This window comes from Hyphomicrobium sp. (assembly GCF_036262015.1).
Taxonomy (GTDB): Bacteria; Pseudomonadota; Alphaproteobacteria; order Rhizobiales; family Hyphomicrobiaceae; genus Hyphomicrobium_C.
Genome location: NZ_DATAJR010000010.1, coordinates 1 through 21,494 on the forward strand (window position 1 = coordinate 1; position 21,494 = coordinate 21,494).

Here is a 21,494-nt window from a genome sequence, read left to right on the forward strand (position 1 = left end):
CGCGCCGTCGACCACTGTCACGATGTCGCGCATGATGGCGGTGATATCGAAGTCCTTGGGCGTGTAGACGCGCGCCACGCCCGACTTGAGCAGCGCTTCGGCATCCTCGGGCGGGATGATCCCGCCGACCACCACCGGCACGTCGGCGATACCCGAGCTGCGCATGCCTTCCATCACCTCGCCCACCAGCGGCACGTGGCTGCCCGACAGGATCGACAGGCCGACCACGTGCACGCCCTCCTCGAGCGCGGCGTTGACGATGCGCGCCGGGGTCAGGCGGATGCCCTCGTAGACCACTTCCATGCCGCAATCGCGGGCCCGCACCGCGATCTGCTCGGCACCGTTGCTGTGGCCGTCGAGGCCCGGCTTGCCGACCAGCATCTTCAGCCGCCGGCCGAGCTTGCGCGATACGCGCTCGACCTCGCGGCGTACGGGTTCCAGCCGGTCGCTGCCGGCGCCGGCGGCACGGCCCACCCCGGTGGGTGCGCGGTATTCGCCGAAGATCTCGCGCAGGGCCTGGCCCCACTCGCCGGTGGTGACGCCGGCATGGGCGCAGGCGATCGAGGGCTCCATGATGTTGCGGCCTTCCTTGGCCGCGTCCCGCAGCGCCGCCAATGCCGCGTCAGCCTGCCTGGCGTCGCGTTGCGCGCGCCACGCATTGAGCTGCTCGATCTGCTCGCGCTCGACGGCGGCGTCGACGGTCTGGATCGCAGCTTCGCCGGCCGACAATGGGCTGGGCTCGCCCTCGGTGAAGGCGTTGACGCCGATCACGGTCTGCGCTCCCGATTCGATCGCCGCGATGCGCTTGAGGTTCGACTCGACCAGGCGCTGCTTCATGTAGCCGGCCTCGACGGCGGCGATGGCGCCGCCCATGTCGTCGATGCGCGCCAGCTCCGCCCGGGTCTCGGCCTTCAGCTCGTTGACCTTGCGCTCGATCTCGGTGCTGCCGTCGAAGATGTCGCCGAACTCCAGCAGGTCGGTCTCGTGCGCCACGATCTGCTGCAGGCGCAGCGACCATTGCTGGTCCCACGGCCGCGGCAGGCCCAGCGCCTCGTTCCATGCCGGCAGCTGCACCGAGCGGGCACGCGCGTTCTTGGACAGCACCACCGCCAGCATCTCGAGCAGGATGCGGTAGACGTTGTTCTCCGGCTGCTGCTCGGTCAGCCCCAGCGAGTTGACCTGCACGCCGTAGCGGAACAGCCGCATCTTGGGGTCGGTGACGCCATAGCGCTCGCGCGTCAGCTCATCCCACAGCTCGGCGAAGGCGCGCATCTTGCAAAGCTCGGTGACGAAGCGCACGCCTGCATTGCAGAAGAAGCTGATGCGGCCCACCACCTGCGGGAACTCTTCCGGCGCGACCTGGCCGCGGGCTTTCACCGTGTCGAGCACGGCGATCGCATCGGCCAGAGCATAGGCCAGCTCCTGCATCGGCGTCGCGCCGGCCTCCTGCAGGTGGTAGCTGCAGACGTTCATCGGGTTCCACTTGGGCACCTCGCGCACCGTGAAGGCGATGGTGTCCGAGGTGAGGCGCAGCGACGGCTCGGGCGGAAAGACGTAGGTGCCGCGCGACAGGTACTCCTTGATGATGTCGTTCTGCGTCGTGCCCTGCAGCTTGGCGCGGGCCACGCCCTGCTTCTCCGCAACGGCGATGTACAAGGCCAGCAGCCAGGCCGCCGGCGCATTGATCGTCATCGACGTGTTCATGCGATCCAGCGGGATGCCGTCCAGAAGGGTCAGCATGTCGCCGAGATGCGAGACCGGCACGCCGACCTTGCCGACCTCGCCCTTGGCCAGCGGATGGTCGCTGTCGTAGCCGGTCTGGGTCGGCAGGTCGAAGGCGATCGAGAGCCCGGTCTGGCCGCGCGCCAGGTTGGTGCGGTAGAGCGCGTTCGAGACCTTGGCCGTCGAGTGCCCGGAGTAGGTGCGGATCAGCCAGGGCCGGTCGCGCTTGATACTGGATGTGGGTTGGTTATCGGCAGGCATTGGGGCGATCCCTGAAGCGGCCGGCGAAGCATCGACCGGGCAACCTTCGTGCCTAAGGGAATTCGTGTTGCGTTGCAACATGATCGATGGATAATTGCCTGAATTCGGGCATTCCGGCATTATCGCACCGCCCATCGGGTTGGCTTTGCCGGGGTGAGTAGACCACTATCCGTGTCGGTCCGGGGCGCGACCATCGTTGGGGACGACCGGGCGAGCCTAGATCCGTGAACGACGATTCTGCTTCCGGCGCCGACAAGCGCCCCGATTCGGTTACCGGCAGTTCCGCGCCCGCCGCGGCACCGCAATGGCTGACTCCTGCGCCAGCAGAGCCGGGTCAGGGGCCGGCAGTGCCGCCCGTGCCGCGAGATCACGGCGGCTATGCGCATAGCCAGGGCTTCTCCCGGAACTACGTGCCGCCGGCCGGTCATGCGCCGCCACCGGGATATCCCCCGCCGGCCGGGGCGACGCAGCCTTATGCGCAGCTTGGCTATGCGGCACCTGGCGGCTACGCCGCGGCGCCGCCCGGCTATCCGCCGTACGGCGCACCCGTCGCTTACGCGCCGCCGCCGATCCACGTCAATCCGCCGGTACGGCTGACCTATGACGGCAAACTGGGCGAGCTGTACCTGGTCTATCTGCGCAGCCTGCTGCTCACGCTGGTGACGCTGGGCGTCTATCGTTTCTGGGGCCGCACGCGCGTGCGCCGATATCTATGGTCGCACTTCCAGGCGTTCGGCGATCGCTTCGAGTATCGCGGCCGCGGTATCGAGCTGTTTCTCGGCTTTCTCGCCGGCGTCGGCTTCCTGATGGTCGTGGGCGGGATCGTGCTGGGGGCGCTATGGCTGTTCGCGCGCGAGACCGTGCTGCAGGAGGTCGATGCCGGTGATGCCGCGACCTGGCTGCTGCTGTTGGCGGGCTACCCGCTGCTGGCGGTCGGGCGCTATGCCGGCTTGCGCTACAAGCTGACGCGCACGCGCTGGCGCGGCATCCGGTCTGGCCTCGATGGGTCGGCCTGGAAGTTCGGCGGCATATCGGTCGGGTTGGGCCTGCTCAATGCCATGAGCGCCCAGCTGGTGACGCCGATCCTGGATGTGGCGCTGGCCAAGTACCGGCTGAAGAACCTGACATTCGGCACCGTGCGCTTCGGCTTCGCGGGGCAGGCCGGCGACATCTACGGCCGCTTCATCGGCTTCTATTTCCTCAACATCATGGCCTGGATCGTGCTGGTCGTCATCATCGTGATGATCATCGGCGGGCTGTCCGCCGTCATCGATCGCTTCGGCGGCTGGGAGGCGATCGGCGACAAGATTGCCCATCCGACACCCTTGGTGATCGTGATCATGATCCTGGTGGCCCTGGCGGTCTATTCGCTGATCGGCCTCGTGATCTTGCCGCTGCGCTGCTGGTACCAGGCTTACCTGCTGCGCTACCTCATCTCGCGGACATGGTTCGGCCGTATGCAGTTCGTGAGCGGCGTGACGACGGGCCAGATGTGGGGCTTCATCGTGCTGAACTGGATCATCCTGGTATTCACCTTTGGCATCGGCTGGCCCTGGGTGCTGCATCGCACGGCACGGCTGATCGCCGACCAGCTCTGGATCTACGGCGAGGTCGACGCGCTGGCTGTCGCCCAGGCGCTTGGGCAAGGGCCAGCGATCGGCGAAGGCCTGCTCGACCTGTTCGACACCGGAATCGTGTGAGCGTGCCATGACCTCACCCATGACGGCCCGCTTCTACGACGGCCTGCACCCCGTCGCTCACATCGTCTCCGTGAAGGCGACGCCGGCCGAGCTCGTGGCCACGATGCCGGACGGGCGCGTGGTCGTGCGCTGGCCCACGGCCGAGATCGAGGTGGTCTCGGACGCCGAGCACGAGCCGCACGCGCTGCTGGTCTGCGCCCGGCAACCTGGCACCCGGCTGTCGATCGAGGACGATGCGCTGCGTCAGGCGCTGGCCGACCTGGGAGGCAGCCTGGCGCGCGCCACCGGCCGGCGGCCGCGCATCGCGCCGGCCCTGGGCGGTGTCGCGGCGGCGCTGGCGATCACGGTCGGTGTCATGGCGTTTGCTGCCGAGAAGCTGCCGAACGTCGTGGCGCCGTTCGTGCCCTATGTCTGGCAGCGCTCGCTGGGCGATTCGGTCGTGACGGCCATGACCAGCGACATGCGCAAATGCACGCGCCCCGAAGGGCAGCAAGCGCTGCAGACGCTGATCGACCGCCTGCAGGATGCATCTTCCTACCGGCGGCGCATCGATGTCAGCGTCGTGCAGAACCCGATCGTCAACGCGTTCGCCGTGCCTGGCGGCCGGCTGATCGTGTTCTCCGGTCTGATCGACAAGGCCTCGGGACCGGAGGAGGTGGCCGGCGTGATCGCCCATGAGGTCGGCCATGTGGTGCACCACCACTCCATGAAGGGTCTGCTGCGCGCCTATGGCTTCGACATGGTGCTGAAGCTGGTGACCGGCGGCTACTCGTCTGACGTGGCGACCCTGGGTGGCGCCGGCGGCGTGCTGCTGGCGCTGCGTCATAGCCGGGACGCGGAGCGGGAGGCCGACCAGACGGCGTTGGAGCTGATGGACAAGGTCGGGATGCGCGCTGACGGGCTGTCAACCTTCTTCGGCAAGCTGCTGGAAATGCAGAACAAGCAGGCTTCAGGCGACAAGGGCAAGGCACCCGGCAGCGGCTCGACCAAGCCGCGCGACGCCGCCGAGGAGGCCGGCATCTTGTCCACGCACCCGCCGACCCGGGAGCGTCTGGAGGCGACCAAGCGGCCCCCGACCGGCGCGCCGGCGCTGAGTGCGCAGGAATGGCAGGCGCTGCGGGCAATTTGTCGCTAGGCGCTTGTTTTACCTCAGCTTTCAGTAGGTAGGCGGGGCATGGTGCGCCAGCTATGGTGCAGTCGTGCGAATATTTATTTTCGCCGTTGTGGCAATTTTCTAACCAAATGGGCCTGTTGATCTAATAGAAATTGACTTTGTGCGTCGCACCATTACGCTGCGCCTGCTAACGGGAAACCGTTCAAATCCACAGACGTTATTCAATCGAAGCGCAGGGGCCAGATATGACCGCAGCGTTGGCCGTCGTTCCATCGCACCCGACGGCGGGACAGCCGAAGAAGGATCTCTACGAGGTCGGCGAGATCCCGCCTCTGGGCCACGTGCCGAAGTCGATGTACGCCTGGGCGATCCGGCGCGACCGTCACGGACCGCCCGAGCAGGCGATGCAGCTCGAGGTCGTGCCCACGCACGCCATCGGCGACGACGAGGTGCTGGTGCTCGTGATGGCTGCCGGCGTGAACTACAACGGCGTCTGGGCCGGCCTGGGCGTGCCGATCTCGCCGTTTGACGTGCACAAGGCGCCGTTCCATGTCGCCGGTTCCGACGCGGCGGGCATCGTCTGGGCGGTCGGCTCCAAGGTGAAGCGCTGGAAGGTGGGCGACGAGGTCGTGGTCCACTGCAACCAGGACGATGGCGACGACGAGGAGTGCAACGGCGGCGATCCGATGTTCTCGCCGAGCCAGCGCATCTGGGGCTACGAGACGCCGGACGGCTCGTTCTCACAGTTCTGCCGCGTGCAGGACCGCCAGCTGCTCGAGCGCCCGAAGCACCTCACGTGGGAAGAGGCGGCCTGCTATACGCTGACGCTCGCCACCGCCTACCGCATGCTGTTCGGCCATCGTCCGCACGTTTTGCGCCCGGGCCATAACGTGCTGGTGTGGGGCGCCTCAGGCGGCCTCGGCTCGTTCGCGGTGCAGCTCTGCGCGACGTCGGGTGCCAACGCGATCGGCGTCGTATCGGAAGACGACAAGCGCGATTTCGTCATGCAGCTCGGCGCCAAGGGCGTCATCAACCGCAAGAACTTCAAGTGCTGGGGCCAGCTGCCCAAGGTCAACTCGCCAGAATACAACGAGTGGCTCAAGGAGATGCGCGCCTTCGGCAAGGCGATCTGGGACATTACCGGCAAGGGCGTCAACGTCGACTGCGTGTTCGAACATCCGGGCGAATCAACGATCCCGGTCTCGGTGCAGGTCGTGAAGCGTGGCGGCATGGTCGTCATCTGCGCCGGCACCACGGGCTACAACCTCACGATGGACGCACGGTATCTCTGGATGCACCAGAAGCGCGTGCAGGGCTCGCACTTCGCGAACCTCCAGCAGGCTTCGCAGGCAAACAAGCTCGTCGTCGAGCGCCGCATCGATCCGTGCATGTCCGAGGTTTTCTCGTGGGCGCAGATCCCGAAGGCGCACATGCGCATGATGCGGAACGAGCACAAGCCGGGCAACATGGCCGTTCTGGTCTCGGCTCCGACGACTGGTCTCCGGACGGTCGAGGACGTTCTCGAGGCCAGCCAGCAGCGCTTCGGCACGGGCTGAAATTCGAAAGCATAGAGATGCGAAAAGCGCGGCAGCAATGCCGCGCTTTTTTATTTGCCGCACGCAAGTCAGTCGGCGGTTTGGGATCGGAGGCGAAACCGCAAATGATCTAGCAGCCGCACAACGGACGCGGGCGCTTTCGACTGAAGCGCTAGGCTCTCTTGGCCTTCTCAGCCTCAGTCCGGCCAACCATGGCGTCGAGGACAGCCAGCTTCGCCTGCTCGATCGAGGCGATTGCATAGTCGACTGAGCAGGCGGCTTCCCACTCGAGCACATCTGCACGGCTCTCTGCTCGCTGGGTGCCACGCTCTTGCCGCTTCTCGTCGATCTTGTGCTTCAGGTTCTCCATGTCGGATCTGATCTTCCCTTTGAGCGCATCCCATTGCCCAGAGGTCGCGTCGCCGACAGCCTTTATGTCTTCGTCGACCTTTGCGATGGCTGCCGAAACAGCAGCCCGCGTCTGTTCTCGACGCGCTACGATCTTGTCGTGCTCTTCTTTCTGTGCCGCCGCTATGGCGTCCACAGCGTTCTTAGCGCGAACGGACAAGTCGGAGAGTTGTTCAGAGAGTGGCTTCACCATAGCTCGTCCTCCTGTGCCAAATAGATTGCCGATGGCGGACGGAGGCCACGAGGGTTTGACGGCGCGACCACCGTCCCCCCAAGCACAGCTAGCATATGCCACTGTCGAGCTATTGGATAGGCTGCACGAACGCGTCCATGACCTCGTCGATCCGCCTCGCCATAGCAGCCAGCGATGCTGGTTGGACGACGTCGATCGTGGCCCAAAGCAATCGCAAGACCTAGGTCTTGGAAAACGCAATCCAGAACGCGGAGGCGCGGCCGCCTAGTTTGAGAATTGCGCTTTCGATGACGGAGAACGTGCCAAGCAGAAAGAAGGAGCGCAAACCGCCGTAGAAAATTTTCACAGGAGGAAATATCGCGTCGGCGACCCGCGTGCCCGCTACCGACATCAGAAGCGAGTGAAAGGTCCAGTTCCAGAACACGGGCGACGGATATGGCTGCGCTACGATCGTCTTTAGTCCCATACGGGACGCCATCGTCGACATGTTTTTCGGGTCAAACAGATAGAAATGGCGCGGAGCGTGGTAGCCGCCCCAATGACGTTCCTTGAGCATCCCGAATTCTACGCAGTCGGTATTCGGTGTCTCGATAATGATCGTGGCATTCGGAGCGCAAACCTCGCGGCACTTTTCCAGAAACCCGTAAGGATTCTCAACGTGCTCGATGACGTGCGAGGAATAGAGAATGTCGAAGTAGTCTGAAGGCAGCGTTACATCTTCGAACCTGCCGAGATACGCCTTGTGGCCGCGCTCCCGCGTTTTCTGAACGGCGAGCTCTCCGATCTCTACGCCGTGCAGTTCCGGGTTCGGCAACAGATCCCGAAAAAGGTCGAGCTGCGCACCGACGCCGCAACCTACGTCAAGCACCCGAATAGGCCGCGAATAGGAACTTGCATCAAACCCGCTGCGCCGCAGCTTCGTATCGAGTGCGGCCCGATTGCGCGCGTGAAACATCTGCTGGACGCGAGATACGGCGCCGCCGGTTTGCGGCGCGTTGCCGCTCAGGTGATAGGAATAATAACTGGGTGGGTAGATTTTTCCGAGCTCGGTCGCGGCTGGCCGCGGCTTCAGGTACACGAGGTCACATGCCTCGCAGCGCACGACGGGGAAGTTCATTTCTGTGCTGCGGTATTCGTGGTCGAATACCGAACCAATGCGCGACGGCGCGGCCTCCGAGCCACACGCCATGCAAGCCGTGTCTTCGTGCAGCGCAAGCTCCGTCATGCCGGCTTCCGTTCTGATTGCAACGACAACTGCGTGAGCATCGAGAGGTAGCTCGACCGTTCATTGATACCTGCGCCGCGTTCGACCAACTCGGCGTGAAGCGTCGGCAAGTTGTAATACGGTATCCAGGGATAGTGATGGTGGGCGCCGTGGAAATTGAAGTTCATGGGTGAGAAGAAAAAGCGCTCGACTACATTCGAACGAACGTAAAAGTAGCGGGGGTCAACGCTATGATCGTCTTCGTTGTAGTGCTCAACCCATTGCCGCAGCACCATGATCGGATTGGTGAACAGAATAAGCGTCACGGGATAAAGCAGAGCCCAGAGAGGGCTTCCGCCTACTGCCCAGCACAGACCCGCCAGACCAACGATGATCGCGAGCATTGTCGTGGTAATTGCAACGCGCTCGCCCGGGGCGAATGGATACGGGCTATTGTCGCGGTCGGCCAGAACGCGCTGAAACTCGGCCTCGAACGGCGCCCAACCCAGAATGCTGCGGGACAAGGCCCAGGGGATGGGAAACATCAGTGGCGCAAGTTCGCGCCAATTCTCGCAATGGCTGACACGTTCCGGATCATCAGTCGACGTTGCTCTTGAGTGATGATCGAGATGGCGCTGCCGCGCGCCATCGTAGCGCGAGAGTGACGGATAGGCTGCGAAAAAGCGCGCCAGCCGATTGCCAAGTTTTCCGTCCTGAACGAGGCAGCCATGAAAGCCCTCGTGGTAAAGTGTGAACAGGCGATGCTGGAGGCCGACAAGCAAGGCCATCCCCACCGGGATCATCGGCCAGTCATTCACGTAAGCGGCGATCAAAACGGTCGCCAGAATCCCCACCCACGTACCGGCGACGTTCAGCAATCCGAGGCTCGTGCTCTTTGCTCCAAATCGCTTTGAAATTTCTTGTGGGGTCGGCAAGTTCTCCCGCATCCGAAATCTCCGTGCATATAAATCTCTTTGCGCAGAAAATTATCAGTGAGCGGTTCTTATATAGCTAGTGGATGCCGTTGGTAAGCTTTTTGATCTCCATGATGCCACGGTTGAGTTCGGCGCCGAGCAGGATGATGACCGCCGTGACCTGGAAGAAAATCATTGCAATCATCAGCTGCGACAGCCCTGCGTAGAACCGCGCGTAGTTGCTGATCGAAAGATAGTACGAATAGAAGCCGGCAATCGCGAGCCAGAGCACGACGGACAAGGCGACGCCCGGCCAGACGTCGGCAAGACGACGCTCGCCGGCAGCGAGCCAGAGATGGAACGCGAGCAGCTGCGCGCCGATGACGGCCGCGCCAAGTGTGTAGCGCACTATGGGAGCCAGCCAGGTGGAATCGAGAAGCGACCTGATCAGCGACGGCTCAACCCATGAGGGCTCGAATTGCGCGGCGAGCGCGGGGCCGACGACAACCGCCCACGTCAGCACCAGCATCGAGGCGCCGCTGATCAACACCAACAGCATGCTGAGCCCGAGGCAGATCGGATAGGGCCGCGTCTCCGGCACGCGGTAAGCGCCGTTGAGGGCGGCGCGGAGCGTCTCGACCGCGCTCGTCGCGAAGAAGAGGGCTAGGAAGCCACCGAAAGTCAGAAGGTCGATGCGGGTCTGGCCCATGATGGCGTCGACCTGCGGTGCCAGCGCCTCTGCGACCGCCGGTGGCAAATTCTGGAAGAGTTTCGTGACGGCTTCCGCCGCCAGCTCCCGGCCGCCGAACAGACCCGCAAGTCCACCCAGGAATATGCAGAACGGGAACAGGGAAACCACGAAAGAGAACGCCACTGCACCCGCCATGGCGAAGCCCGAGTGCTCATAGAGGCGGTAGATGGCGGCCAGCACAGTTTTATAACGCTTCATCGTCAAGCAATCTGGCGGGTGTTTCGGCTGTTGTCGAGCCGGGACCCTAGTTCATTGCGCCCGCCGAGGTCCATGTCCTCGCAGCAACGCTTTGCCGGAAATGGCCTGCGGCGTTAACGTTCCCGCTCAGGCGGATTTTCCCCGCGCGTTCCTGTCGCTGAGGCGCGAGATTGTCTTGACGTCAGGGCTCGGAAATTTGCACATGGCTGCCTGAATTGGCGGGCCTGCCCTGCCGAAAATGAAAATTCCCACATGTGCACGAGCGGAGGAGACGGAGCGATGTCGGCTGTCAAAGCGGAGAGCAAGCTTCTGGAGTCCGGCCCCGATGGCCTGATTGCCCGAACAGCCGAGGTGGTGAAGGCCGCTGACCAGGTGCTGGCCCTCGCCAAGACCGGCGTCAAGGCCAAGATCAAGGACGCGGGCGGTGTCGACGAGGCTCAGCACGCGGCCCATGGCCTCGCTTGGCTCGCGACGACCGTCGAAGCTCTCCGTCAGATGAACCTCTGGGCTGCCCGTCTCAAGGACGAAGGCAACTTCGGCGAGTTCGAGCAGCTGCTACTCCTGGCCGCTTTCGCCGAGTACGGCGCGCAGATTGCGGGCGGCATTCCGATGAGCCAGCTCGAAATCATCCGTCCCGAAGCACTCGGCGTCTCCAGGGCCGACATTCGCAAGTATGAGGATGCCGTCGCCGACGTCATTGCCGCCGGCAGCACGGAAGGCGTGAAGGCAAAACTCGCGGAGTTCATCCAGCATCAGCAGGGCGCCACCACATTCGGCAACTCCGGCCTCGACGAGACAATGGCCGCGATCCACGAGCAGATGCGTGACTTCTCGGAAGCGGAAGTCGTGCCGCATGCGCACGAGTGGCATCTCGCCAACACCTATATCCCGCTCGAGATCATCCAGAAGGTTGCCGAGCTCGGCGTGTTCGGCCTCACGCTGCCGGAGGAGTACGGCGGACTTGGCCTTGGCAAGCTCGCCATGTGCGTCGTCTCGGAGGAGCTCTCGCGCGGCTACATCGGCGTCGGCTCGCTCGGCACGCGCGCCGAAATCGCGGGCGAGTTGATCCTGCACAACGGCACGGTGGAGCAGAAAGAGAAGTATCTGCCCAAGATCGCCACCGGCGAGTGGCTGCCGACGGCCGTCTTTACCGAGCCGAATACGGGCTCGGACCTCGCTTCGCTCAAGACGCGCGCGGTGCGCGATGGCGATACCTACAAGATCACGGGTCAGAAAACCTGGATCACGCATCCGGTGCGCGCCGATATCATGACGGTGCTGACGCGCACGAACCCGGACGAGAAGGGCTACAAGGGCCTTTCGATGTTCATCGCCGAGAAGCCGCGCGGCTCGGACGAGACCCCGTTCCCGGCGCAAGGCATGACGGGCGGTGAGATCGAAGTACTCGGCTATCGCGGCATGAAGGAGTACGACATCTCCTTCGACGGCTTCGAGGTGCCGGCTGCGAACCTGCTCGGCGGCGTCGAGGGCCAGGGCTTCAAGCAGCTCATGAACACGTTCGAGGGTGCGCGCATCCAGACCGCGGCGCGCGCCGTCGGCGTCGCCCAATGCGCGATGGACCTCGGCCTCAAATACGCGCTCGAGCGCATCCAGTTCGGCAAGCCGATCTACTCGTTTCCGCGCGTTTACAACAAGGTTGTGATGATGGCGGTCGAGACCATGATCGCGCGTCAGCTCTCCTACTTCGCCGCGCGCGAGAAGGACGAGGGGCATCGCTGCGACCTGGAAGCGGGTATGGCGAAACTGCTCGGCGCCCGCGTCGCGTGGGCTAACGCCGATAACGCGCTGCAGATCCACGGCGGTAACGGTTTCGCACTCGAGTACCCGGTGAGCCGCGTTCTTTGCGACGCGCGCATTCTCAACATTTTCGAGGGTGCCGCCGAAATTCAGGCGCAGGTCATTGCGCGCCGTCTACTCGAAGACAAAGCCTGATCCGATCTCGCAAACGTCAAACGCAGGGGTCAGGCCGCTCGCCTGGCCCCTTGTTTTTTGAGGGCTGCAGGTTCCCGCTTGGCTCTCCTGAATAGACCTCGCGGACGCGTGATTTCCATTTGCCGTCGAGACGCTTAGTGTCCTGACAGGTCTTCAATTTTCCCGCCCGACAGGACAATTTCGATGCGCTACTTTCAATCCCTTGCCATGGCGACGCTTTCGCTCGCTGCCGTGTCCGCACATGGCCAAGATGCACCCGCTGACCTTCCAGGCGCCGCCGCGTTCGAACCTGGATCGGGACGGCTCTGGTTCGCCGGATGTGAATTCGAAGCGGACCGCTACGTAACGTGCAAGATGGCGGCGCCCGGCGTGCTCGAAGCGATCGAAAATCCCGGTGACCAAACACCGGGATCGGCGCTGCAAACCTATGTCAGCGACGTTTTCATCGAAAAGGGCTGTGCCTTCGAGGCGTCACCGGAGAGCTTCCGCGTAAACGGCATCTTCCTCTCGTTCGACTCCAAGGCCGCAAAGGACATTCGGTGCGCCGGAAAGAAGTCCGGCCTCGCCTTCAAGCCCGGCGTCATAACGCTGCTCGACACGATTTACTTTATTGCCGGCGATCCGCCGCAGTAGGAGGAAACGGCTTTCCTCCATTTGCGCCCGAGGCTACATGCTCGGGCATGACGCAAAAATCCATTCTGATCACTGGCTGCTCCTCGGGCATCGGTTTCGCGTGCGCCCGCATCATGCGCGGACGCGGCTGGCGCGTGATCGCCACCGTCCGCACGCAGCAGGACTATGAGACGCTGACACGCGACGTGGGCGTCGAAACGTTGCATCTCGATCTCGCAGATCCGCGCTCGATCGCGCGCTGTGCCGATGAAACGCTGAGACTAACCGGCGGGCAGCTCACGGCGCTGTTCAACAACGGCGCGTATGGGCAAGTGGGCGCCGTCGAGGACCTCACGACGGATGTTCTACGCCGGCAATTCGAGGTGAACGTCATTGGCACGCACGATCTGACGCGGCGTCTCATCCCCTTCATGCGGGCGGCCGGCGAAGGACGCATCGTGCAATGTTCCTCTGTGCTCGGCTTCGTCTCGGTGCCCTACCGCGGGGCCTATTGCGCGTCGAAGTATGCGCTCGAAGCTTTGAGCGATGCCCTCCGGTACGAGCTCAAGGGGACGGGGATCTTCGTCTCCATCATCGAGCCGGGGCCGATCCGAACGCGCTTCGTCGAGCGCGCACTCGCCAACTTCCGTGTCACCGTCGACATCGAGGGGTCCGCTCACCGCGAAACGTACCTCGCGCGGCTGGCTGCGATGGAGCAAGGCGGAAAGTCCACCTTCAAGCTCGAACCCGAGGCGGTGGCCTGGAAGCTGGTGCACGCCGTGGAAAGCCCGCGTCCGAAGCGCCGCTATATGGTCACGGTGCCCACCTACCTGGCTGCCGTGGGCAAGCGCGTGCTGCCGGCGCCGCTCAGCGATTGGCTCGCTCAACGCATTTGAAGCGTGAAATCTTTCGCGGTTTTTGTCCGCGGACGGCAGGTTCACCATCTGTCAACCTTCGGACTCTAATGTGAGCCCACTGACGTTATGCGGGCGACGCCGCAGGGCCGTCGCGCCGCCGTACCTCAAGCGGCTGGGCTCGACATGGCACTCCTCGATACCCTCACGAACGTTTTGTTTCCCGGTAGGAGCACGAACTCGCGTGGCGGCAAGTCTGGCAAGCGCGGCGAGGACCTCCGGACTTTCGTGCGTGTCCCGCAGCGCATGCGCAGCGGCTACCTGTGGGCCGACCGGCTGATCACGCCGCGGCCGTGCATGATCAAGGACCTTTCCGTCAAAGGCGCGCGCGTGGAAGTCATTGGCGATCCGATCAAGCCGGCCCTGCTTTCGGACGGGGTCAAACTCTACTTCGATACCGAGAAGCACGAGGTTCAGTGCTCGCTGCGATGGTGCAAGGGTCAGATGTTCGGTTTGCGCTTCGAAGGCGCCCCCAAGCCGCCTTCGCGCAAGTACCGCTAGGCCGACACACGCGGTCGTTTCCCAAGCCGGTTTACAGTTTCGCGATCTTTCGCCCCGCCTGCGTTTGAAGCTGGCGCGCCGGTCTGCGCCGGAGTAGTGTCCGCCGCGAATCCGACCGTCAGATCCCATTTGGCGGCAGGATTTTTGAGGATCACACCAATGGACAGCGACAGTCGACGACATCCGTCGTCACCACACACAGCTTCCGTGGCAACCGCCTGAGCGCCTCGCTCCCAGGCGGCCAATCGCGGCAGCCTGCAAGGAGCGAATATGCTTCGGACCTATCTAAAAAACGGAACGCACCTCATCGCGGGAACCGAAGGGCAAGTCTCGGCGAACCCGGCGGAGCTGCCTGTCTGGATCGACCTGTTCAACCCGACATCCGAGGAAGAACTTCTGGTCGAGAAGCTTCTCGGTATCGACCTGCCGACACGCGAGGAGATGCAGGACATCGAGGTTTCCGCACGGCTCTATCAGGAGCAAGGCGCGGAGTTCATGACCATCACCGCGCTCACCCAGCTCGATACCGAAGAGCCGCTTACAACACCCATTACCTTTGTTCTCAAAGGCAGCACGCTCGCGACCGTGCGCTATGCCGAGACGAAGGCCTTTGCCAACTATGCCGCCCGCGCGCAAAAGGCAAATGCCATTCCCTGCGCCAACGGCGAGCAGGTGATGATGGGGCTGATCGAGGCACTCTTCGACCGTCTGGCGGACGCGTTGGAACGCGCCGGCCTCGACATCGATGGGATTTCCCGCTCCGTGTTCCGCAAGAAATCTTCAGCGAAGGTTTCCAACACGACACAGGACCTGCAGGCCACGATCGAGAACATCGGGCGCCATGGCGATCTGCTGACGATGATCCGAGAGAGCCTAGTCAGCTTCAATCGTGCCCTCACCTATCACACCAGCGTGGACCAGCAGGATAAGAGGCTCACCAAGGAAGCCAAGGCGCGAACGAAGGTGCTTTACCGCGACGTTGTCGCGTTGGCGGATCAGGCGACGTTCCTATCGAACAAGATCAACTTCCTGCTCGATGCCACGCTTGGGCTGATCAACCTGCAGCAGAACCAGATCATCAAGATCTTCTCGGTCGCGGCTGTCGTGTTCCTGCCGCCGACACTGGTTGCTTCGATCTACGGCATGAACTTCGACTACATGCCGGAACTGAAATGGCTGGGCGGCTATCCCTGGGCTCTCGGAATGATGCTGCTTTCAGCCATCCTGCCCTACCTCTATTTCAAAAGGCGCGGCTGGCTCTAGGTCCCAGCCATCAAGCTTCGCGAACTGTCTCCGAGACCACTCGGGGATCAGTTTGCGAAGCGGAAGTGCAGGACGTCGCCATCCTTGACGACGTACTCCTTGCCTTCAAGCCGCATCTTGCCGGCATCCTTCGCGCCGACTTCGCCGCCAAGCGTGGCATAGTCTTCGTAGGCGATGGTTTCGGCGCGGATAAAGCCCTTCTCGAAGTCAGTATGAATGACGCCTGCCGCCTGGGGGGCCTTGGTGCCGCGCGTGATCGTCCAGGCGCGTGCTTCCTTCGGGCCAACCGTGAAGTAAGTCACGAGATCGAGCAGCTGGTAGCCGGCGCGGATCAGGCGATTGAGACCCGGCTCGGACAAGCCCATCTCGTTCAGGAACTCAGCGCGGTCTTCCGGCGGCAAGCCTGCAAATTCGGATTCGATCTTGGCCGAGATGATGACCGATGCGGCGCCTTCCGCCTTGGCACGCTCCTGAACCTTCGCCGAATACGCGTTGCCGTTGGCGGCGGAAGCTTCCTCGACGTTGCACACGTAGACGACGGGCTTCGATGTCAGGAGCTGAAGCCCCTGGAAGATGGGACGCTCTTCCGGCGTGATATCGGCCGTGCGTGCCGGCTTGCCCTCACGCAGCGGGATTAGCACCTTTTCCATGACAGCAAGTTGAGCTTTGGACTCCTTGTCGCCGCTCTTGGCCTTTTTCTCATTTGCGGCGACGCGCTTCTCCAGGCTCTCGAGATCGGCCAGCATCAATTCCGTCTCGACGACGTCAGCGTCGGCAAGCGGATCGATGCGGTTCTCGACGTGCGTGATGTCATCATCCTCGAAGCAGCGCAGCACGTAGGCGACCGCATCCACCTCGCGAATGTGCGAGAGGAACTTGTTGCCGAGACCTTCGCCCTTGGAAGCGCCTCGAACGAGGCCGGCAATGTCGACGAACGTCAGCCGCGTCGGAATGATCTCGGCGGACTTGGCGATCCCAGCCAACTTCTGCAGCCGCTCGTCCGGCACACCCACTTCACCGACATTCGGCTCGATGGTGCAGAATGGATAGTTGGCCGCCTCGGCCGCAGCCGTCTGCGTCAGCGCGTTGAACAGGGTAGACTTGCCGACGTTCGGCAGGCCCACGATGCCACACTTGAAACCCATGGGAAAAAGCCTCGAAATCTCGTTTGAACCGCCTAGAGCCGTTCCGGTTTTAGTTGAATCGCGGAACGTCTCTAGTTCTTTGGTTTGTCGTGCTTCTTGTCGGAAAACCGGTTCCCACTTTTCCGGAAGCACTCAAGGTTCGCTGGGGCTGGCTACACCGCCATTGGCCGGGGATCAATGCAAAACGGGCTCACGGGCAGAGGTGTCGCGGCACCTCAAGCCGTAAGCCCGTTTTCTCAAGCCTTTGCCGTGGGCCAACCGACCCCGCCGGCTCACTCGCTGCTTTCGTCGTCCTCGCCCATGATCTCGTCGGAGGCGGTAATCAGGCCGACGGCAGGGTTGGTGCCGCAGTATTCGCCGATCTTGTGCATGTCGGCCTCGAACGTGTCGGTGTCAAAGATCTTGTTTCCAGAGTCCGAGGCCTGATAGCCGGCGATCCACATCAGGATGTAGCCGAGCCCCTCTTCCTCTTCTTGGCTGGACTTCACGGCCGCCTCGCAGGTCAGCGTGGCAAGGTCCACAGCGTCCTTCCCGTGTGGTGTCGCGTTGGCGCCCAGAAATTTCGATGCGACTGTCAGCACTCCAACCTTGGGCTGCTCCTTGCACGCGGCAAGGATCTTGTCGAAATCCTTGCTAAGGCCACCAAAGTCGATCACGGCGCCTTGCTCATCAGTGACGGTGAAGCCGGCAATCCAATACAGGATGCCGCCCATACCGGACTTGTCCTTTTCGGAGCCCGACTCGACCGACTGAATCAACTGGCTGCAACTGACCGTCGAGAGGTCGATCTTCTCGGCGGAAGCCGTCGAGGCGAAGCCTGTGACGGTCAACAGAGCAAAAGCCATCGAGGCAAACAGGCGCTGCATTTTTGGTCCCCTGGATCAAATTCGCATGACAGCGCGAAAGCGCGCCGAATCCATGCTCCCTATTCGCACCTAGTGCGGATGGCTTTAGCCAGCCTGACCACCGCCGGAGATTGAAAGCGCGGTTTCAACGAACCTTGGCGAGGTCGAAAGCGGAATAGCTGGCCGGGCTCGGCAACGTCTCTTTGCCCGTCATTGCATCGGCAAGTGCTTCCGCAAGCACCGTTTCGGGCTGCAAATCCTTGACGGCAATGACCATAAACGGACGCTGCCAGTTGGTGCCGCCCTTCTCGCAGGCGGGGCAGCGCTCGCGATACTGGCCGAGGTTCAGCGTTGAGACCGGCACGTCCGCTCCGATGGCGGCGGACACGATTTCCGCCGTTCGTGTGGCGCGGCGTCCGGCGCGCGCCTTCTCCTCGGCGGAATTTCCTTCCTGAGATGCGGCGCCGACGGCGATCACCTCGTGCGCGTTCGAGAGGCCGTCGCGGACCTCCTGGTCGAGAACGTCCTTCGCAAGCTCGTCGCGCGTGAGCACGCGGCCGTCTTTCTCGAGATCGTCCGAGCTGCCGCGGACCCAGAGGAACTGCTTGCGGGCAACGACGACATCGAAGGTGCCGAGGCGACCCGCCTTATCGCGACCCTCAATCGCAAAGATCAACGTTCCGCGCGTCTGGCGCATGGGTTCCGCCGACGCGAGGGGCGCGATCTCCGTCGGCACATAGGGTTCGGCATAGGGATCGACCACGGCGTTATGGACGACGATCGCGGTGGTGGTGAGCGCGGCCGTAGAGGTCAGAGCAACGGCGGCACCCGCCTTCGTCTGCAGGAACGACGCAATCCAGTTGTACCAATCCTGCCAATTGCGAATGCGGTCGAACCATTTGTAGGTGCTCCACGCACGCCGCGCCTTTTTCGATTTCTGGAATTGCTCCTTGAGCTTCTCCGTATCGAGAGACATGTCCCGCTCCCCTAGACCAGTTTCCCTGACTAGTCCCCACCTGCTCCGGGGCCAAGCCTAGCGCAGTTCGCAAGGGGGATGGTGACGCGAAACACGCATCGCGGAATAGGATGCCCGTTATCTACGGAAACAAGCGCCAGCTTTCTCAGGGCTTGCGGGCGGCGAGCCACTTCTTGAGATTTTCGGCGATCGCGTTGGCGCTCTTGCCGGCGCGCTCGCCGGCAGGATGCGCGCGCGGTTTGGGTGCGGAACGCTCAGCGGCCTTTTCCTCAGCAGGAGCGTCCTGCGCCTTGCCCTTTCTCGGGTCGCCGGAGTCGCCGAGTTCTTTCGCGACGTCGGTCAGAAAGCGGGACTGATCGCCTTTCGCGAGGCGAGGCGCGGCTTTCGCGATTCCGTCAAGCAGCGGCACGAGCCAGGTCTGATCCGCCTTGGCGAAGTCGTTCAGCACCCATCGGGCTACGAGTTCCTTGACGCCCGGGTGACCGACGCCGATGCGCACGCGAACGTAGTCGTTGCCGAGATGCGCCGAAATCGAGCGCAGCCCGTTGTGACCTGCGTTGCCGCCTCCCGTTTTGACCTTGAGCTTGCCCGGCGCGAGATCGATCTCGTCGTAGAAGACGACGATGTCCTCTTCGGCGATTTTCAGGAAACGCGCGGCCTCGCCCACGGAGCGGCCGCTTTCATTCATGTACGTCTCGGGCTTGAGCAGCAATACTTTTTCGCCAGCCAGCTCGCCATCAGCCGCGATGCCTTGAAACTTGCGCTTCCACGGGCCGAAGCCATGCGCGCGCGCTATCTCGTCGACGGCCATGAACCCGACGTTGTGACGGTTTCCGGCATACTGACTGCCGGGATTTCCAAGGCCGACGAACAGTTTCATCGCGAAGTCCAAAAAGAAAAAGCCGGCAACCCGTATAGCGGGGTGCCGGCCTTTTGCGCAAATGCGCCGTTCTTACTTCTTGGCTGCGGGCTTGGCAGCCGGAGCGGCCTTGGCGCCTGCGGCCGGAGCTGCGCCCTTGGCCGGAGCCGCGCCGCCCTTGGCGGCAGGAGCGGCGGCCTTGGCATCGCCAGCCGGTGCAGCGGCACCTTCGGCGCCGGCAGCGGCCGTCGCGGCCTCGTCGTCCTTCTTGGCGCCGGCGATGGTCGCGACCGTGAAGTCACGGTTCGCGATCACAGGACGCACGCCGTCCGGCATGGTCACGGCCGAGATGTGGATCGAACGGCCGATCTCGAGGCCTTCGAGGTTGATCTCGAATGCCGACGGGATGCGATCGTAGGGGCAGTAGATCTCGACGTCGTGGCGAACGATGTTGAGAACGCCGCCACGCTTCAGGCCCGGAGAGGCGGCATGGTTGACGAAGCGGACAGGAACCGCGACGCGGATGACGCCATCCTTCGCGATGCGAAGGAAGTCGACGTGGATCGGGTGATCCTTGACCGGGTCGAGCTGGATGTCGCGCGGAATGACACGGATGGTCTTGTCGTTGCCGACGTTGATGTCGAACACGGTCGACGTGAACTGACCCTTGATGAACTGTTTCCAGAGGTCGTTGCCGTTGATGGCAATGATTTCTGCGGGCTGTCCGTCACCGTAAATAACGGCCGGGACGTTCCCTTCGCGGCGAGCTTGACGTGCGGCCCCCTTGCCTGCACGCGGGCGCGCCGTGGCTTTGATCTCAATGATCTCGCTCATGGCTTTTTCTCCAATGAAAAAAGGGCCTTAACCAGGCCCACTGGCTGCAACCGGCCTCCAAGGGTGCCGGGCAGGTCTCTCGCTTTGGCTTGAGATGGGCGGGTTATAGCCGCGGGAGGCCCGATTGGCAATTGGCGTTCGGGCTAGAAAACCCTTGTCTGGGGCCCATATGGGCTGGGTTAACCGCCCCCTAGGGTCGTTCCGGTTTTAGTTGAATCGTGGACCGACCCTAGTTGTTTGTTTTGTCGTGCTTCTTATCGGAAAACCGGTTCCCACTTTTCCGGAAGCACTCTAAAGGCGCCTTTCTCTGCGTTGCCCCCGCTCGCATGCTACACTCGGCTCCAAATGTTGCCAATCAACCCGAGACTTGGATGACCCGCAAAATCAGCAAACGCCGTCCGGCACAGGAGCAGGACAAGCTCATCTTCTCGGCCCTGCGCGAGTCCGGCCGCCCGGTGTCCGCGTATGAGATCATCGACCAGCTTCGCGACCAAGCGACGCTCGCCCCGCAGACCGTCTACCGGGCGCTGGACCGGCTCATCGCGGCGGGTTCGGCACATCGGCTCGAGTCGCTCAATGCCTTCGTCGCGTGCGGCCAGTCCGGGCACCAGCACGAAGGCGCGGCGGTGTTCGCGATCTGCGACGACTGCGGGACGGTTTCTGAGTTCGCCGAACCGCGAGCGGTGGAAGCGCTTTCCAGTTGGGCCAAGCGGTCGAAATACACCGTTCGGGCTATGACGCTCGAGCTGCGTGGACGCTGCGCAGCCTGCACGGCGCGGATCGCCTGAGCGGCTTCAACCACGAATGAAAATGGGCGCGTGTCCGGTTGGGTCGGACACGCGCCCTTGTCTGTCTGCCAGTGGAACAACACCTGTCGTAGCGGCTGTCAAAAAGACCGACGCTTCGCGCGCGAGGCTGATAGGGCCTCGCACGGTCCTGGTCCTAGGCCGCTACCTTCGTCTTCCTGTTGGTGCGGAGCCGAGCGGGAGCGGGCTTCTCGGCCTTGCTCTTCCGCTCGCCGTTCTCCCCTGGCGCCGAACCGCGAAGGTGCGTCTTGACGACGACCTTGCCGGCCTCGAACGCCTCCTGGAGAACCGGGATGGCTCGCGCGGGATCAGTGCTCCCGCTCATGAAGACATCGAGCGCGGCATAACCGGTTTCCGGCCAGCTATGGATGGAGATGTGACTCTCCTCCAGCACCGCAACGCCCGTGACTCCGCCCGCGGGCTTCAGGGGTTGAAGATGCATGTGCAGGAGCGTCGCGCCCGAGGCCTCGACACATCGTTTGAGAGTCCGCTCCACGTGCTCGACGTCATCGAGCCGCTTGGCACCATACAGATCGATCAGCAGGTGCCGGCCGGCATAGCGGCCCGCGCGGTCCTCAGTCGTGTCCTCAAGAGCAACGCGCGCACCCTGCGACGCGTGCAGATCTTCCTTTTGGGCGGGGCTTGAACGAGTCAAGTCCATCCCCAATTGGAAGAGGGTGTCATTAAAGGCCATATGACCCTCCCCAACCAGCAGACAGATTTAACCCGAACGCTCCTTACCTTGGGGGTGTGGGGATGGAAGTCCTTGACCTTAAGGGCAGGTGG

The 21,494-nt window shown here is 63.0% G+C and carries 20 protein-coding genes; 9 read left to right on the forward strand and 11 right to left on the reverse strand.

The genetic code is table 11. The features are described from left to right. Positions 1–1,983: protein meaA (locus VHO05_RS18985; RefSeq protein WP_329648205.1), on the reverse strand; the 1,983-nt coding region annotated here is incomplete at its 3' end. A gap of 224 nt (positions 1,984–2,207) precedes the next feature. Here VHO05_RS18985 and VHO05_RS18990 point away from each other — a divergent pair. The 3 genes from VHO05_RS18990 (at position 2,208) to ccrA (ending at position 6,353) form a co-directional block, all read left to right on the forward strand. Next, on the forward strand, positions 2,208–3,683 hold the full coding sequence (locus VHO05_RS18990; protein ID WP_329648206.1) for a YjgN family protein: 1,476 nt from the start codon (positions 2,208–2,210) through the stop codon (positions 3,681–3,683). A gap of 7 nt (positions 3,684–3,690) precedes the next feature. Next, on the forward strand, positions 3,691–4,818 hold the full coding sequence (locus VHO05_RS18995) for a M48 family metallopeptidase (protein ID WP_329648207.1): 1,128 nt from the start codon (positions 3,691–3,693) through the stop codon (positions 4,816–4,818). A gap of 224 nt (positions 4,819–5,042) precedes the next feature. Further along, positions 5,043–6,353 carry a crotonyl-CoA carboxylase/reductase gene (gene ccrA / locus VHO05_RS19000; protein WP_329648208.1) on the forward strand — a complete coding sequence of 437 codons (1,311 nt, stop codon included), beginning with the start codon at positions 5,043–5,045 and terminating at the stop codon, positions 6,351–6,353. Positions 6,354–6,504: 151 nt separating this feature from the next. On the opposite strand, the gene VHO05_RS19005 is transcribed toward ccrA, so the two are convergent. The 4 genes from VHO05_RS19005 to VHO05_RS19020 form a co-directional block, all read right to left on the reverse strand. After that, positions 6,505–6,933, reverse strand: coding sequence for a hypothetical protein (locus tag VHO05_RS19005; RefSeq protein WP_329648209.1), 429 nt, complete (start codon positions 6,931–6,933; stop codon positions 6,505–6,507). A 220-nt stretch (positions 6,934–7,153) separates the two neighbouring features. Further along, positions 7,154–8,158, reverse strand: a complete 1,005-nt coding sequence (locus tag VHO05_RS19010) for a class I SAM-dependent methyltransferase (RefSeq protein ID WP_329648210.1) — start codon at positions 8,156–8,158, stop codon at positions 7,154–7,156. Then, positions 8,155–9,015: a fatty acid desaturase family protein gene (locus VHO05_RS19015; protein WP_329648211.1), complete on the reverse strand. Its 861-nt coding sequence runs from the start codon at positions 9,013–9,015 to the stop codon at positions 8,155–8,157. Before VHO05_RS19015 ends, VHO05_RS19010 begins: the two co-directional genes overlap by 4 nt. 133 nt (positions 9,016–9,148) lie before the next feature. Beyond that, the gene (locus VHO05_RS19020) at positions 9,149–10,000 is read right to left on the reverse strand and encodes a YihY/virulence factor BrkB family protein (protein ID WP_329648212.1); all 852 of its coding nucleotides are present in this window, start codon (positions 9,998–10,000) and stop codon (positions 9,149–9,151) included. A 279-nt stretch (positions 10,001–10,279) separates the two neighbouring features. Between VHO05_RS19020 and VHO05_RS19025 the strand changes: the two genes are divergently transcribed. The 5 genes from VHO05_RS19025 to corA all read left to right on the forward strand — a co-directional run bounded on the left by VHO05_RS19025 (position 10,280) and on the right by corA (position 15,243). After that, positions 10,280–11,953 (forward strand): acyl-CoA dehydrogenase family protein, encoded by a 1,674-nt coding sequence (locus VHO05_RS19025; protein ID WP_329648213.1) that lies wholly within the window; start codon positions 10,280–10,282, stop codon positions 11,951–11,953. A 183-nt stretch (positions 11,954–12,136) separates the two neighbouring features. Further along, positions 12,137–12,586: a hypothetical protein gene (locus tag VHO05_RS19030; protein WP_329648214.1), complete on the forward strand. Its 450-nt coding sequence runs from the start codon at positions 12,137–12,139 to the stop codon at positions 12,584–12,586. Positions 12,587–12,633: 47 nt separating this feature from the next. Further along, positions 12,634–13,461, forward strand: coding sequence for an SDR family NAD(P)-dependent oxidoreductase (locus VHO05_RS19035; protein ID WP_329648215.1), 828 nt, complete (start codon positions 12,634–12,636; stop codon positions 13,459–13,461). An 87-nt stretch (positions 13,462–13,548) separates the two neighbouring features. Next, on the forward strand, positions 13,549–13,980 hold the full coding sequence (locus VHO05_RS19040) for a PilZ domain-containing protein (RefSeq protein ID WP_329648216.1): 432 nt from the start codon (positions 13,549–13,551) through the stop codon (positions 13,978–13,980). 270 nt (positions 13,981–14,250) lie between these two features. After that, positions 14,251–15,243 (forward strand): magnesium/cobalt transporter CorA, encoded by a 993-nt coding sequence (gene corA, locus VHO05_RS19045; protein ID WP_329648217.1) that lies wholly within the window; start codon positions 14,251–14,253, stop codon positions 15,241–15,243. Positions 15,244–15,290: 47 nt separating this feature from the next. Here the strand turns inward: corA and ychF are convergent, their stop codons facing one another. The 5 genes from ychF to VHO05_RS19070 all read right to left on the reverse strand — a co-directional run bounded on the left by ychF (position 15,291) and on the right by VHO05_RS19070 (position 19,902). Continuing rightward, complete coding sequence (gene ychF, locus VHO05_RS19050; RefSeq protein WP_329648218.1) at positions 15,291–16,388, reverse strand: redox-regulated ATPase YchF; 1,098 nt, start codon at positions 16,386–16,388, stop codon at positions 15,291–15,293. A gap of 272 nt (positions 16,389–16,660) precedes the next feature. Next, the gene (locus VHO05_RS19055; protein ID WP_329648219.1) at positions 16,661–17,254 is read right to left on the reverse strand and encodes an HdeA/HdeB family chaperone; all 594 of its coding nucleotides are present in this window, start codon (positions 17,252–17,254) and stop codon (positions 16,661–16,663) included. A 124-nt stretch (positions 17,255–17,378) separates the two neighbouring features. Beyond that, positions 17,379–18,209: a hypothetical protein gene (locus VHO05_RS19060; protein ID WP_329648220.1), complete on the reverse strand. Its 831-nt coding sequence runs from the start codon at positions 18,207–18,209 to the stop codon at positions 17,379–17,381. 145 nt (positions 18,210–18,354) lie between these two features. After that, positions 18,355–19,089, reverse strand: a complete 735-nt coding sequence (gene pth / locus VHO05_RS19065; protein WP_329648221.1) for an aminoacyl-tRNA hydrolase — start codon at positions 19,087–19,089, stop codon at positions 18,355–18,357. Between the two features lie 72 nt (positions 19,090–19,161). Next, positions 19,162–19,902, reverse strand: a complete 741-nt coding sequence (locus tag VHO05_RS19070; protein WP_329648222.1) for a 50S ribosomal protein L25/general stress protein Ctc — start codon at positions 19,900–19,902, stop codon at positions 19,162–19,164. Between the two features lie 371 nt (positions 19,903–20,273). On the opposite strand from VHO05_RS19070, the gene VHO05_RS19075 reads away from it, so the two are divergent. Then, positions 20,274–20,690 (forward strand): Fur family transcriptional regulator, encoded by a 417-nt coding sequence (locus tag VHO05_RS19075; RefSeq protein ID WP_329648223.1) that lies wholly within the window; start codon positions 20,274–20,276, stop codon positions 20,688–20,690. Between the two features lie 154 nt (positions 20,691–20,844). On the opposite strand, the gene speD is transcribed toward VHO05_RS19075, so the two are convergent. Next, the gene (speD, locus tag VHO05_RS19080; protein ID WP_329648279.1) at positions 20,845–21,369 is read right to left on the reverse strand and encodes an adenosylmethionine decarboxylase; all 525 of its coding nucleotides are present in this window, start codon (positions 21,367–21,369) and stop codon (positions 20,845–20,847) included. Between the last annotated feature and the right edge of the window lie 125 nt (positions 21,370–21,494).